This is a genomic window from Blastococcus sp. SYSU DS0510, assembly GCF_054050835.1.
The window spans coordinates 24,667-39,149 of sequence record NZ_JBJHAC010000019.1; the positions used below are offsets into that span (position 1 = coordinate 24,667).

11 protein-coding genes are annotated in these 14,483 nt (G+C 73.2%); 5 read left to right on the plus strand and 6 right to left on the minus strand.

The genetic code is table 11. The features are described 5' to 3' along the window. The first annotated feature begins 67 nt into the window (after positions 1–67). The 4 genes from larA (at position 68) to ACI79P_RS15555 (ending at position 4,874) form a co-directional block, all read left to right on the plus strand. Positions 68–1,363 carry a nickel-dependent lactate racemase gene (larA, locus tag ACI79P_RS15540; RefSeq protein ID WP_456581949.1) on the plus strand — a complete coding sequence of 432 codons (1,296 nt, stop codon included), beginning with the start codon at positions 68–70 and terminating at the stop codon, positions 1,361–1,363. Positions 1,364–1,435: 72 nt separating this feature from the next. Next, positions 1,436–2,521, plus strand: coding sequence for a four-carbon acid sugar kinase family protein (locus ACI79P_RS15545; protein WP_456581950.1), 1,086 nt, complete (start codon positions 1,436–1,438; stop codon positions 2,519–2,521). Next, positions 2,518–3,513: a 4-hydroxythreonine-4-phosphate dehydrogenase PdxA gene (pdxA, locus tag ACI79P_RS15550; RefSeq protein ID WP_456581951.1), complete on the plus strand. Its 996-nt coding sequence runs from the start codon at positions 2,518–2,520 to the stop codon at positions 3,511–3,513. The genes ACI79P_RS15545 and pdxA overlap by 4 nt, the downstream gene beginning before the upstream one ends. A 32-nt stretch (positions 3,514–3,545) precedes the next feature. After that, entirely contained in the window at positions 3,546–4,874 is a 1,329-nt protein-coding gene (locus ACI79P_RS15555) for a nickel pincer cofactor-dependent isomerase, group 22 (RefSeq protein ID WP_456581952.1), read from the plus strand. A 390-nt stretch (positions 4,875–5,264) separates the two neighbouring features. Here ACI79P_RS15555 and ACI79P_RS15560 read toward each other — a convergent pair whose 3' ends face one another. From ACI79P_RS15560 to ACI79P_RS15570, 3 genes are all read right to left on the minus strand, one after another. Then, positions 5,265–6,176, minus strand: a complete 912-nt coding sequence (locus ACI79P_RS15560) for a DMT family transporter (protein ID WP_456581953.1) — start codon at positions 6,174–6,176, stop codon at positions 5,265–5,267. Positions 6,177–6,297: 121 nt separating this feature from the next. Further along, the gene (locus ACI79P_RS15565) at positions 6,298–7,170 is read right to left on the minus strand and encodes an NAD(P)-dependent oxidoreductase (RefSeq protein ID WP_456581954.1); all 873 of its coding nucleotides are present in this window, start codon (positions 7,168–7,170) and stop codon (positions 6,298–6,300) included. Beyond that, positions 7,167–8,651 (minus strand): four-carbon acid sugar kinase family protein, encoded by a 1,485-nt coding sequence (locus ACI79P_RS15570; RefSeq protein ID WP_456581955.1) that lies wholly within the window; start codon positions 8,649–8,651, stop codon positions 7,167–7,169. The genes ACI79P_RS15565 and ACI79P_RS15570 overlap by 4 nt, the downstream gene beginning before the upstream one ends. 101 nt (positions 8,652–8,752) lie before the next feature. On the opposite strand from ACI79P_RS15570, the gene ACI79P_RS15575 reads away from it, so the two are divergent. Further along, positions 8,753–9,481, plus strand: a complete 729-nt coding sequence (locus ACI79P_RS15575) for a FadR/GntR family transcriptional regulator (protein WP_456581956.1) — start codon at positions 8,753–8,755, stop codon at positions 9,479–9,481. A 243-nt stretch (positions 9,482–9,724) separates the two neighbouring features. Here the strand turns inward: ACI79P_RS15575 and ACI79P_RS15580 are convergent, their stop codons facing one another. The 3 genes from ACI79P_RS15580 to ACI79P_RS15590 form a co-directional block, all read right to left on the minus strand. Continuing rightward, the gene (locus tag ACI79P_RS15580) at positions 9,725–12,430 is read right to left on the minus strand and encodes a UxaA family hydrolase (protein ID WP_456581957.1); all 2,706 of its coding nucleotides are present in this window, start codon (positions 12,428–12,430) and stop codon (positions 9,725–9,727) included. A gap of 172 nt (positions 12,431–12,602) precedes the next feature. Then, on the minus strand, positions 12,603–13,367 hold the full coding sequence (locus ACI79P_RS15585) for an SDR family NAD(P)-dependent oxidoreductase (protein WP_456581958.1): 765 nt from the start codon (positions 13,365–13,367) through the stop codon (positions 12,603–12,605). Positions 13,368–13,468: 101 nt separating this feature from the next. Then, positions 13,469–14,323: a fumarylacetoacetate hydrolase family protein gene (locus ACI79P_RS15590; RefSeq protein WP_456581959.1), complete on the minus strand. Its 855-nt coding sequence runs from the start codon at positions 14,321–14,323 to the stop codon at positions 13,469–13,471. Between the last annotated feature and the right edge of the window lie 160 nt (positions 14,324–14,483).

Here is a 14,483-nt window from a genome sequence, read left to right on the forward strand (position 1 = left end):
CGCGACGACCTCCCGGGGCTAGGCTCGGCGCCAGCTCGGCCGACTCGACGCACGGCGGGGAGAGCACATGAGGGTGGAACTGGCCTACGGCGAGGGCGGTCTGACCGTCGACCTGCCGGACGAGCGGACCACGGTCGTCGAACCCCGGTACGTGCCCGGCGCCCAGGATCCCGCCGAGGTGCTGCGGTCGGCGCTGCGTCGACCGGTGGCGGGGCCGCCGCTGCGCGAGCTGGTCCGGCCGGGTCAGACGGTCGCCATCTCGATCTGCGACGGGACCCGCGCCCAGCCGCGGGACCTCATGGTCCCGGCCGTGCTCGAGGAGATCGCCGGCATCGTCGACCTGGACGACGTGGTCATCCTCGTGGCCACCGGGACCCACCGCGGCAACACCGAGGCCGAGCTGCGGGCCATGCTCGGCGACGACGTCGTCGACCGGGTCCGCGTCCTCAACCACGACGCGCGCGACGAATCCTCCCTGGTGTGGATGGGCCGGCACGGGAACGGCGTGCCCGTCTGGCTCAACCGCCACTGGGTCGAGGCGGACGTGCGGATCACCACGGGATTCGTCGAACCGCACTTCTTCGCCGGATTCAGCGGCGGCCCGAAACTGGCCGTTCCGGGGCTCGCCGGGCTGGAGACCGTCCTCACCCTGCACGACGCCCAGCGCATCGGGTCCCCCGAAGCCGTGTGGGGTGTGTGCGAGGGCAACCCCGTCCACGACGACATCCGCGCGGTCGTGGCGGCGGTCGGCCGCGTCGACCTCGGGTTCGACGTCACGCTCAACCGGGAGCAGCAGGTGGTGGGCGCGTTCGCCGGCGAGTTGTTCGCCATGCACGCCGCGGCGCGTCAGGCAGCACGGGAGCTGGCGATGGCGCCGGTCCCCCGGCTCTTCGACGTCGTGGTCACCACCAACTCCGGGTTCCCGCTCGACCAGAACCTCTACCAGGCCGTCAAAGGCATCTCGGCGGCGGCCACGGTGGTCAAGGACGGCGGCGCCATCGTCTGTGCGGCGGAGTGCCGGGACGGTTTCCCCAACCACGGCTCGTACCGCGAGGTGCTGGAGTCCGCCGAGTCCCCGCAGGCGCTGCTGGACCTGATCGAGAACCGGCCGAGGACCGTTCCCGACCAGTGGCAGGTCCAGGTGCAGGCGAAGGTGCAGAGCCGCGCCCGCGTGATCATGCACACCTCGTACCTCTCCGACCACGCGCTCGCGGCTGCGCACCTCGAGCAGACCCACGACATCACCGCCACGGTGCGGGAACTGCTCGACGCCGCCGGGCCGGATGCGCGGGTGTGCGTCCTGCCCGAGGGGCCCCAGACGATCCCGTACCTCAGCGCAGACAGCCTCGCTGACATCAGATGAGCCGTTGACGCGCCAGGAGGGCCTCTCTACCCTCGACCGCACCGGCGCCGGTTGATGGAGGTCACCGCAGCAATGCCTCCCGCCGACGCTCGCCGCTCCCGCCTGGTGGTCCTCGCCGACGACCTGACCGGTGCCGCGGACGCCGCGGCACCGTTCGCCGTGCGCGGGCTCGACGTCTCCGTCGCCCTCGCCGGCGACCCCTCGCCGGACGTCGACGTGCTCGCCCTGGTCACCGACAACCGCTGGCGACCCGCCGAGGAGGCGGCCGTCCGGATGCGGGCGGCGGTGGAACGGGTGCGGGGACGGCGTCCCGACCTCTTCTTCCTGAAGGTCGACTCCACCCTGCGCGGACGGGTGCGGGCTGACGTCCGCGTGGCGCTGGACGCCTGGGGCAGCAGGAACGCCGTCGCCACCCCGGCGTTCCCTGCCCAGGGCCGGACCGTCCACGAGGGAGCCCTGCTCGTCCACGGCCGGACCACGGTCGACGACATCACCGCCCACTTCCCCGCCGGCGTCCGGGTGGTCGACGCCCGGACGCACGACGACCTGCTCCGGATCGCCCGCGACGTCCTCGACGACGGAGCCGTGGCCGTGGGCTCGGGAGGGCTGGCCCGCGCTCTGGCCGACGTCCTGGTGCCCACGCCGGGCCCCCGGCGGGTCCCGGCGCTCACGGTCACCGGAGTGCTGCTCGTCGTCGGGACCACGCACGCGGCCACGCTCGACCAGGTGACCGTCCTGCTGGAGGCCGGAGCCGACCGGATCGTCGTCGACGGCCGGGCGCCGTGGCCGGTCGAGGCCGCGGCCCGTGCGCTGCGCGACGGCCGCCGGGTGATCCTCACCAGTGAGGTCGCGGAAGAGGTCGCCGCCGACAGCGCGGAGGCCGCAGCGCTGGCTGAGCACCTGGCGCGGGTCGTGGCCGCGATCGTGGCCGACGCGCCCTCGGTGGGGCTGGTGCTGACCGGCGGCGCGACGGCGCTGGCGGTGTCCGCGGCTCTCGGAGCCGAGGAGCTGCGGCTCCTGTCGGAGGTGACCGAGGGCCTGCCCCTCGGGGAACTGCTGGCCGGTGACCGCCGGATCCCCGTGGTCACCAAGTCGGGCGGCTTCGGTACGCCGAACTCGCTGAACCGCGCCGCCGAGGCGCTCGAGGAGTGCGCATGAGACCCCTGCTCGGCCTGACCGTGGGCGACCCCGCCGGCATCGGCCCGGAGATCACCCTGATGGCTGCCCGCGATCCACGGGTCGCCGACACCAGGATCCTGGCGATCGGCAGCCTGGCGGCGTTGCGGTCCGCCTGCGCGGTGGTACCCGACCCGCCGGAGCTCCGCACGGTCTCCTCGCCCGGCGACGCCCGGTTCGAGCCCGGCACCCTGGACGTGCTGCCCGTGCCGTCCGACGTCCCCGTGCCGGTCGGGAAGCTGTCGGCCGAGGCCGGGAAGATCGCCTTCGATGGGGTCGCCCGGGCGGTAGAGCTGGCCTTGGCGGGGGAGATCGACGGCATCGTCACCGCGCCGCTGAACAAGGAGGCGATCGCACTCGGCGGGCACCCCTACCCCGGCCACACCGAGATCCTCGCCGAGCTGACCGGCACCCGGGACTTCGCGATGATGCTCACCGCGCTCAAGCTCCGGGTCGTCCACGTGACGACGCACGTCGGCATCCGGGAGATGCTCGATCGCGTCACCACCCCCCGCGTCCTGACCACGATCCGGCTGGCCGACCGGGCGCTGCGCGACATGGGCATCGACTCCCCCTCTGTGGGCGTGGCCGGCCTGAACCCGCACGCGGGCGAGGGCGGCCTGTTCGGCGACGAGGAGGCGCGGGTCATCACCCCGGCCATCGAGCAGGCCAGGGCGGAGGGCATCGACGCCACCGGCCCCTGGCCCGCGGACACCCTCTTCGGGCGGTCGGTCGCCGGCGACTTCGACGTGGCGATCGCGATGTTCCACGACCAGGGCCACATCGCGGTGAAGGTCCTCGGGTTCGAGACCGGGGTCAACGCCACCATCGGGTTGCCGATCGTCCGCACGAGCGTCGACCACGGCACCGCCTTCGACATCGCCGGCACCGGACGCGCCAGCCACGACAGCCTCGTGGAGGCCATCATGGTGGGGGCGGCCATGGCGCAGGCCCGCGCGGCTGCCCGTTCCTGACCGGCCAGTCCGACGAGAGCCCGGGAGACGACATGACCCACGACGGCAGCAGTGGCCTGGGCCCCTTCGAGGCCGCGCGCGGCCTCGAGTTCGAGGCGCCCTTCCCCCGTCTCATCCCGGTGCGCCAGAACTTCGACGCGCCGCAGCTGCCCGACGTCGCGGCGGCGACCGCGCAGGCGCTCGAGCCGCTGCGCACCCGGTTGCGGCCCGGGATGAGCGTGGCGATCACCGCGGGCAGCCGGGGCATCCACGACAAGCCGGCGGTGGTCCGCGCGGCGGGGGCCTGGCTGCGCTCGGTCGGGGCCGAGCCGTTCGTCGTCCCGGCCATGGGCTCGCACGGCGGCGCCACCGCCGAGGGGCAGGTCCAGATGCTCGCCGAGCTGGGCATGACCGAGGACACCCTCGGGATGCCCATCCGCGCGACGATGGAGACGGTCGAGATCGACCGGCTGCCCGGCGGGCCGGCCGTGCACCTCGATGCGAACGCGGCCAAGGCCGACGGTGTCCTCGCCGTCAACCGGATCAAGGCCCACACGGACTTCCAGGGCGAGGTCGAGAGCGGCCTGGCCAAGATCGTCGCCATCGGGCTGGGCAAGCAGCGCGGCGCCGAGGGCATCCACGCCCACGGCCCGGCCAACCTCGGCGTCTGGATCCCCCGGGTGGCCCGCCGCATCGTGGAGACCGGGAAGATCCTCGGAGGTCTGGGGATCATCGAGAACGCCTACGACCGGGCCGCCCGGGTCGAGCTGGTCCGGGCCGAGGACATCGGCGGCCCGGTGGAGGCCGGCCTGCTCGCCGAGGCCAAGCGCCTCATGGCCCGGCTGCCGTTCGAGGCCTTCGACGTCGCCGTCGTCGACCAGATGGGGAAGAACGTCTCGGGCACGGGGATGGACGTCAACGTCATCGGCCGCATGATGATCCGCGGCGGCGTCGAGTTCGACCGTCCTCGGATCGCCACTCTCGCCGTCCTGGACCTGACGGACGTGTCCCACGGCAACGCGGTCGGCCTCGGGCTGGCCGACTTCGTCCCGTTCCGGCTGCTGGCCAAGCTCGACCTGCGCGCCAGCTACATCAACGCCATGACCGCCGGGCTCGCCGGCCCCCAGCGCGCCCAGGTCCCGGTGGCCCTCCCCACGGACCGCAGCGCGATCGCCGCCGCCATCCTGACCTGCGGCCGCGCCGACCTCGAGAGGGTCACCCTGGTCCGGCTGCGCAACACCCTGGACCTGGAGCACCTGCTGGTGTCGGAGTCCCTCCGCGACCAGGTGCTGGCCGAGCCGCGCCTGGAGATCACCGGCGATCCCGTCCCCATGAGCTTCGACGCCGACGGCGCGCTGGAGCCGTGGCCGCACGCCTCCTGACCGCCGGTCCGTTCCCACCCGGGATGGACCCACGACCCTCGCAGCGCCCCTCGACCTGATCGGCGTGCAGCTGCCCCTCCGACGATGTGGCCCTGCTGCCCCGTGACCGCCGGGAGGGCGGTGGGCGGCCGACCGTGCCGCGGGGGTCCTCCGCCGCCGCACGGTGGCCGTCGCCCCACCCGCCGCCGGCGGGCCGGTCCGCGGGTACGACCGGATCATCGGGTCGTCGAGGCCCCGATGGTGCCCGAGAGCGGGCGGGCACCGTCCAGGGGGTGGTGCGGGACGCTGGGATTCGGGCAGGCGGAGTCCGTGCCGTGGCGGCCCGGCTCGGTGACGTGACCAGCCGTGCCCCGGGCGACGCTCCCCCCGGACGGCGGGTCGGGAGGCGGGTCAGGCCGGTCGCGGCTGCTCGGACGCCGCCGGCCGGGGGCCACCTGATGAGACGAGGGCGCCGACCACACCGCCGATGGTCACGAGGCCGCCGACCACGTGCAACAGGGAGACGCCCTGGCCGAGCAGGACCCAGGCCAGCGCGCCGGCGATGAACGGCATGGTCAGCTGCATCACCGGCGGGATGTTGGCAGCGACCCTGTCCAGCGGGTGGGTGACCAGGAAGTGGCCCAGTGCTCCCGGCACGACGGCGATGCTCGCGGCGATGATCAGATCCCTCGCGCCGATGCCGGTCACCGGCTCCCCCGTCAGCACCGCGAACAGTGTCACGCCCGCTCCGGAAACCACCGCGACGCCGAAGAGGAAGGGCAGTGCGGCTATGTGGGTCATGGCCTGCTTGGACCAGATGAAGTAGAAGGCGAAGAAGACGGTGTTGGCCAGAGCCAGCGCCATTCCCCGCGGATCGCCGTCCGGCCCGGTGGTGCCCGCCACCACGACCAACGTCGCACCCGCCGCGGCGACCACCGACCACAGCCGGAAGGGCAGGCCCGGGCGCTCGCCGAACACCAGGAACGCCAGCACACCGACCAGGATCGGCTGGAGCACCTGCATGAGAGTCACGTCCACCACCGATGTGGCCTTGATCGCGACCATGAAGAACACCTGGTGCACGCCGAACGCCAGACCGGCCGCCGCGGTCCAGCCCCATCCGCGCCGGGTCGACCGGATTCCGCTGGTGCTCCTGCGCCAGAGGGTCAGCACACCGAGGAGCGCAGCGCCGATCCACAGTCGCCAGAGCGAGAGCACGGTGCCGGTCGTGGTGGAACCCGCGATCAGGACCGGCCCGGTGCTGAACAGGACCACTCCGATCCAGATCATCAGCAACGGCCGGTCGTCCAAGACCTTGGCCACGCCCGGACGCGCCGTCTGCGGGCGACGCGCGGCCCGTACCTCGGACCGCCGCGGGCCGCGTCCGACGGCGATCCGTCGAGGGCTCACCGATCTGCCATCCTCCGAGCGCGGCGGCGCGCGATCAGCGCTCGCCGCGCAGCACCTGGATGAGCGTGGAGTCGTCGGCCGATCCGAGGCCGGCGCGGCGACCGGTGAGGTAGAGCTGCTCCGCCACGGAGGCGAGAGGAGCCGGGTAGACGGTCTCGCGCGCGGCCGCCAGGACCAGGCCCATGTCCTTGACGAAGATGTCCAGGGCGCTCTTCACCTGCTCGCCGGCGCCGTGGACCATGCGCTCACCGCGGTCGTCGAGCATGAACGAGGCCGCGGCGCCGTGGCGGATCACCTCCCAGCACGCCTCGGCGTCCAGACCGAGGGCCTCGGCGTAGGCCAGCGCCTCTGCTGCGGCCGCGATGTGCACGCCGCACAGCAACTGGTTGACGAGCTTGACCTTCTGCCCCTCACCCGGGTTGGCTCCCACCACGGGGGCCTTGCCGGACATGACGTCGAGCAGAGGGCGCACCGTGGTGAGCGCCTGCTCGGACCCGCTGACCATCATCAACAGGTCGCCGGTGGTCGCGCGCGCCACCCCGCCGGAGACGGGCGCGTCCACCACCTGCACACCCTGGGCGGCGAACCGGTCCGCGATGGCCTCGACAGCCGCCGGTCCGATGGTGGACATGATCAGGACGACCGCACCGTCTCGCAGGGTGGACGCGGCACCCCGATCGCCGAACAGGACGTCCTCCGCCTGCGACCCCGTGGCCACCATGACGGCCAGCACGTCGACGCCGGTGCCGGCTTCGGCCGGCGACCCCGCAGCCCCGGCACGGTCCCCCAGCGCCGCAACGGCGGCTGGGGCGACGTCGTAGCCGGTCACCTGGTGGCCGCTGTCGAGCAACCGGGCGGCCATCGGCCGCCCCATCGCACCCAGTCCGATCCAGCCGACCTTCGTCATGCGCCCACTCCCTGCTCATCGGTGTCGGTGCGGTCCGCGGCCGGGGCATCAGCACCGGTGCGGGAGCCGGCGACCACGTCCATGACGTGGGCCAGCGTCTGGGTGTCACCCACGTTGCCCGCGAAGACGACGTAAGGGATACCGACCGCCCCCTCCGCTGCTTCCAGCGGTTCGAGCACGGAGACCATGCCGGTCAGGAGTTGACCGAGGACCTTCGCCCGGCGGATCCCCAGACCCTCCACGGCGACGTCGTGGGAGGTGATTCCCCCCTTGGCGATCACCCAGGCCGGCCTGCTCGGCAGCACCGCCCGCACCACGGAGGTGACGCCCGCCGAGACCGCGCGCGCGATGGCCAGGCTGTCGTCGCGCCCGGCTCCACGGACGAGGTCCCGGCTGGTCAGCAGCAGGACGTCCCGGGTGGCCAGGGCCTCCCGCACGCGCCCCGCTGCCTCGGCGATGTGGCCGTCCCGGCTGGCCGGATCGATGAGCGCCGGTACGGACAGCTCGATCCGCTCGAGGTTCTCCCGCTGCTCCACGGCCGCGACCTGGGCGCTGGTGAGCCCGACGTGGGAGCCGACCACCAGGAGTCCGTGCCCGTCCGGCCTACCCGAGGACCAGATGTCGTCGGCCCGCAGGGGAGCCCGCGGCTCGATCCCCGCGAGGGCGCGGACGAAGGACGGACCCGTCCGGTACACGAACACCCTGCCCGCACGGCGGGCCTCGATCAGACCGAGGACCACGATCTCCAGGTCGGCGAAGTCGGTGGCGTTGACGACGACGTAGGCCCCGCCGGTCACCGCCCCGAGGACCTCCGCCACCCGCTCCGGTCCCCCCAGCCGGATGTCCTCCAGCGTGACGCTGTGCACCTCGTCGGCACGGATCCGCCCGTCGCTCTTCTCCGCGACGAACTCACGCAGGTCGGAACTGGCATATCCGAACGTGGCATCGGCGGCGAACTCCGTGTCGGCCACCGGGACCGGGGCGCCGCCCACGGTCGCGTAGTGGATGTCGCCCGCGGTGAAGCGACCCGCCTCGAGGAAGGCCGGCACGAGCAGCTTCCCGTCGACCGGCCTGCCGGTGGCGGCCCGGTACGCGTCAGCCAGCGCCTCGGTCTCGGCCAGGACGTGCCCGCGGAGCGTGGAGTCGCTGCGCGTGACCAGATCGACCGGCGCCTCCGACCCGCCCATGACCGCCAACACGTCGGTACCCACCTGGGCGGTGAGCCGCACCGCGTCGTCCTGGGCCAGGCTGCGGGTGTTGGTCAGCACGAAGCAGGTGGCTCCCGGTTCGGACAGCGCCTGCGCGTACTCCGCCGGGTCGAGGACGGTCACCACGTCGACGCCGTGCACGCTCTGGGAGCCGGTGGGGTCGTCGTCCACGACCACCGTGCGTCGCCCCTCACCGTCGCGGCTCCGCCGGATCCGCGCCCGGGCGTCCTCGACCGTCCGGAGCGGCGGCAGCGCATCGAGTCCGAGGGCCATGCGAGAGGTCTCCCAGCGAGGAGGCGATCTGACATCTGACATGTTGTTTCCTCGCGCTCCTCCGGTCAAGCGCACGTCACGGTCCCTTGTAGCCTGGGTGCATGCGGCAGGGCCGGGCCGAGGTGGTCGCCGAGGGGCTCCTCGACCTGGTTCTCGACGGCACGTTCCCGATCGGGGGCGTCCTGCCCAGCGAGGCAGAGCTGGCCGCCCGCTTCGGCGTCAGCCGCCTGACGGTCCGTGAGGCGATCCGGTCGCTGGCCTCCACGCGGGTCATCCACGTGCGGCAGGGCCGGTCCAGCGTGGTGAACCCGACCGCCGAATGGTCTCCGTTGGACGGCCGGCTGCTCGCGGCGCGTGGCCGCCTGGAGGGCGATCCCCTGCTGCTGCCGATGCGCTTGCTCGAGGCCCGCCGCGCCGTCGAGATCGCCATGGCCGAGCTCGCCGCCCAGCGGCGCCGGGACTCGCACCTGGAGCGGCTCGCCGCCTGGCACGACGCGATGGAACGCGCCCATGCCGAGGGCGACGCCGCCGGGGCCTCGGAGTCCGACCTCGCCTTCCACGCGTTGCTGTTCGAGGCGGCGGACAACGTGTTCCTCGAAGCCCTGTTCGAACCGCTGGCCTCCGTGCTCGCGACCCTGCGCCGGAAGACCTCGTCGGTCCCGGAGATCCGCAGCCACGCGCTGGAATGCCACGCCGCGATCCTCCGGGCGGTCGTCGCGGGAGACGCCGTGGCGGCCGGAGAGGCGATGCGCGCACACCTCGTGCAGACCGAGGCCGACGTCGAGCGGCACCTCGGCCGCAACGCCTTCTCCGAATCCACCGCGGACTGAACGACAGCGGAGGAGGTCGCCGGTGGCGACCTCCCCCGCTGCTGCGTCCGTCCCGATCAGGCCAGGCGCAGACCCAGGGCGATCAGGATCGTGACGATGGAGAAGACCACGATCCCGCCGTGCGACCACAGCCACCGTTTCCGTTCGTGCCCGGACGTCAGGTGCATCCGACCGCAACCACGCGGGTTCGACCGGGCCAACCGTGGGACTCCCCCGCGCCGCCGAGGGGGAGTCCCCGGCGACTCACATGGAGACGCCGAGCAGTCCCCGGCTGACCTGGAAACCGACCATCCCGGACCGCTGGGCGCGTGGTTCGTAACGGTGCTCCACGGCTGCGGCGACCAGGTCGGCGAGCGCCACCAGCGCTCCGGGATCGTCAGCCGACGCCTCCTCGAGCGGCGCGTCCAGATCCATGGCACGGTGCCGCAGGGTCATGGGGTCCGCGGACACCTGGACGACCGGCACGAAAGGATGGCCCGGCAGCGTGATACCGGCGACGTGGACGACCATCGCCGCCGCGCCTCCGGCGGCGAACGCCGCCGACGCCTCGAGCCAGTCCTCACCGGGCCCGGCGACGACGTGCACGCCGGGCTCCGCGGGTGCGCCACCGTGCTGGAGGGTGGCCGCGACGTCGTCCGGCGCCCCGAGGGCCTCGAGGAAGGCCGGTGATCCGCACAGGGGGCTGCCGTCCATGAGCAGCACGCTGCCACCGGCGTCGACGGCGGCACGGGCCAGGCGGCCCAGCTGCCGGGCCGCTGCGTCCGGGACGCGGCCGACGGCATGCACCGCCAGCGCCGGCGCGCCCGCGCCTGCGCCGGGGGTGGTTCCGTCGTCCGTGGCGGGCTCGGTGGCCGGGCGCTCGGCGAACCAGCGCTCCACCTTCCGCCCGACCGCCTCGATGCCTCCGTCGAGCTGGATGCTGGCCCAGCCGAAGTGCTCGGGATCGACTCCCGCCTCGCTGAGGCGGAGGCGGAAGTAGTCGTTGTGGGTCTTCTCGCAGCCGTGCTCGAGCAGCAGCGCGTCGCGCACCGACGGGTGCCGGAGGTGACCGACCACGACGCGGCTGTAGAGCCGCTCTGAGGCGCCGCTGGAGCTGCCGCAGCCCTCGGTGTGGACGGGAGCGGCGAACCGCCGGCCGCCGGGGTCGTCGCTGGTCTGCAGCCGCTCGGCGATCTGCTGGGCGACCTGCCCCGAGCAGATGCTCGTCGGCATCACCAGTTCGACGTCCCGGGGAGGACGGACCCCGGTCAGCACGGCGACCGCGGCCGGATCGGCCGGCTGCCCGCCGAGCCGGAGGGGACGGCGGTCGGCCACCTCGTCCAGCAGCACGTCCTCGCCGGGCTCGGCCATGGGCTCCTCGGGGCCGCGCGTCCACTCCCGCCACAAGGAGACCTGGCTGTGCCCGGCGCGCTCCCCTGCCGACTTCTGCCCGGACGCCACGGCGACGGCGAGGTCGAGGGCGTCCCCGGCGAGGGTGTCCAGCGGGGTGCCGGTGAGGATCACGCCGGCGTCGATGTCCATCTCCGCCGGAAGCATCCGGTAGCGGTCGGTCGTGGAGACGACCTTGAGGGTCGGCACGAAGGGGAAGTTCGTCACCGAGCCGTTGCCGGTCGTGAAGACGACCAGGTTGCAGCCGGTGGCGACCTCGCCCGCGATGCTCTCGAGGTCGTTGCCCGGGCTGTCCATGAAGGCGTAGCCGGGGCCCGGGAGCCGCTGGCCGTAGTCGAGTACGTGCTCGAGCCGCACCTCGGGGTCACGCTTGCGGGCCGCCCCGAGCGACTTGATCGTGATGTTGTACAGACCCCGCCACAGGTTCCCGCCGGAGACGTTGGTCTCCGCCGTGTGTCCGTGCCGCCGCACCCGCTCCTTGAAGCGTTCCACCGCGGCCAGGAAGCGCCGCGCCGTCTCGGCGTCGCGGACGTTGGCCAGCACGTAGTCCTCGGCACCGATGAGCTCGTCGGTCTCGGCGAGGACCGCCGAGCCGCCGCGCCGCACCAGTTCGCGGGCCAGAGCACCGGCCAGGGGGTTGGCCGTGATCCCGGAGAAGGCGTCCGAGCCACCGCACTGCAACGCGAGGGCGAGCGCCGACACGGGCTGCTCGGTGCGCCGGGCGACCAGGGCGGGCAACCACGAGCGCACGAGCTCCTCGGCCCGCCGCAGGTCCTCCTCGACCGTGCCCTCGCGGGTCAGGTAGCCCACCGGGCGGCCGGTCTCGGGATAGCCGTTCGCCCGCGCGTACTCCTGCAGGTCGGCGTTGCGGACGGGTGACCCCGGCTCGTCGACGGCCAGCATCGCGCCGACGTTCGGGTGGGCGGCGTAGCCGGCGAGGGTCCGCAGCACGAGCTCGCGGTTGTGCCCCCATCGGCGCCGCCCGCCCTCGGTGTGCACGACGGTGACGACGGGGTCGAGGCCCTCCACGCCGCGGCCGACGTCGGCGAGCCGTCGGGCGAGCGCCTGCACGAACGCGCCTGCCCGTGACGACGTGGCCACCACGACCACGTGGTTGCGGGTGCCGACGCCCAGGCCCGGCCCACGGTCGTAACCGAGAAAGGTGCGGCCGTCGTCGGCGGGAGACACCGGGGTGCCGGGCCGGAAAGCGGCCTCGTCCCACACGAACGGGAGCAGCTCGCGGTCCACGAAGTTGGCCTCGGGCAGGTCGAACGGGGCGGACCGGTCGCGCAGCACCTGGAGCATGCGCTCGCTGACGAGGTAGTCGCCCGGCTCTACCGCGCGGATCGCCGTCCCGAACGGACTCCCCCACGACAGCACGGATTCATCCGATCCGATCGACCGGACCGCGAAGCGGTGCCCCTGAGGGATGGTGTGCGGGAACGTCACGACGGCGTCCGGGGTCTCCACCCGCTCCCCTGCGTCGATCTGGCGCACGGCGACCGCCGCGTTGTCGCCGGGCGTCGGCAGGATGCCGACCTCTCCGAATGGAACGGTCATGCTGGACCTCTCGGACATCTGATGTGTGGTGCCAGTATCCCCGTTGCAGGCCCGCGATGGTGACCACCGCCTCGCTGGTGGGCGGTTCGACCGCGATGTGGACCGACCGGACCGGCGCCGGGACCGGTCGCCCTCCCCCGCGCGTCGACCATTCCGGACGTCCCGGTCCCCGTCAGCTCTTCGCCGGCAGCCGGAGACCGGTGAGTCCCCCGTCGACGGTCAGCGCGGTACCGGTGGTGGCGGCAGATCGCGGGCTGGCCAGGAAGGCGATGGCCTCTGCGACCTCCTCCGCGGTGACCAGGCGCCCCGCCGGCTGCCGTGCCTGCAGCGCCGCCCGCTCCGCAGCCGGGTCGTCGGCCTGCGCCAGCAACCGCCCGACCCAGGGCGTGTCCGCGGTTCCAGGGTTCACGCAGCAGACCCGGATGCCTTCGCCGAGGTGGTCGGCAGCCATCGCGCGGGTGAGCGAGAGCACCGCTCCCTTGGTCGCCGAGTACAGGGCCCGCATCGGAAGCCCCACCTCGGCGGCGACCGAGCAGGTGTTGACGATGGCTGCCGCCGGCGACCGCCGCAGGTGGGGCAGTGCTGCCCGGCTGACCCGCACGATGCCGACGACGTTCACGTCGAGGACCCGATGCCATTCGTCCAGCGAGTTGTCGGCCACCGTCCCGGTGGCCCCGATCCCCGCGTTGTTCACCACGACGTCGAGGCGGCCGGTGCGACCCACGACCTCCTCGACCGCTGCCTCCACCGCCGCGGAGTCGGTCACGTCCGCCGGGAGCACGGGGACGCCCTCCGGGGTCTGCCCGGCCGTCCTGTCCAAGGCGTGGACGGTGGCGCCTCGTGCCTGCAGCAACGCCGCCGTGGCGGCGCCGATGCCGGAAGCACCCCCGGTGACCACCGCGACCAGGCCCTCGAAGTCGTCCGCCACGTCGCTCACGCTGCCCGCCGCCCTACCGTGCCGCTCGGGCGGGAGCGCTCCTCGAGCGACGCCGGCAGCATGTCGAAGCCGGTGATGCAGGTCATGGCCTCGGCTCCCGGTCAGGGTGCGGCGACGAGCCGCTGACGCTGGGTGCCCAGCCCATCGATCGACAACTCGACCGTGTCACCCGCCCGCAGGTACCGCTGCGGGTCCCTGCCCATCCCTACGCCGGCCGGTGTCCCCGTGTTGATGAGGTCGCCGGGTTCCAGCACCAGGAACTGGCTGAGGTACCGGATCAGGTGCGCCACGGGGAAGATCATGTCCGCGGTGGTGCCCGACTGCATGACCTCGTCGTTGACCTTCAGTGAGAGGCCGAGCGCGCCGACGTCGGGGACCTCGTCGCGGGTGACGAGCACCGGACCGAGGGGATTGAACGTCTCGCACGACTTGCCCTTGACCCATTGACCACCGCGCTCGAGCTGGAACTCCCGCTCGGAGACGTCGTGGGACACGGTGTACCCCGCGATGCAGGCCTCGGCAGCGGCCTCGTCGGGGAGGTAGCGCGCTTCCGCCCCGATCACGACGCCCAGTTCCACCTCCCAGTCGGTCTTGGAGCTGCCCCGGGGGATCCGGACGTCGTCGTAGGGCCCGACCACCGTGTTCGTCGCCTTGAAGAACACGACGGGCTCCGCGGGCGCGGGCAACCCGGACTCGGCCGCGTGGTCGGCGTAGTTCAGACCGATGCAGATGACCTTGTGCGGTCGGGCGATGCAGGCACCCGTGCGCTGGCCGGCGGTGTCGACGGCGGGCAGGTCGCCCCGGTCCAACGCCGCCTGGAGCCGTTCCAGCCCGCCGGACCCGAAGAAGCCGGGGGTGTAGTCGTCGCAGACCCCCGAGGCGTCGAGCACGGCACCGTCGGGGCCTTCCACGCAGGGGCGCTCGCTACCGACCCCGCCGATCCTGAGCAGTCGCACGGATGTGCCTCCTCGCTGATCCGGCCGGGATGCGCCGGTCGAACGGGCGCTGCCGCCGAGGATCGACCGTGTGATCCCGCGCCGACGCAGCACATGTCGAGCCCTGTCGTGTTCAGGGTCCCTGGACGGGCGGTTCCGTCTGCGAACGCTAGGCGGGGCG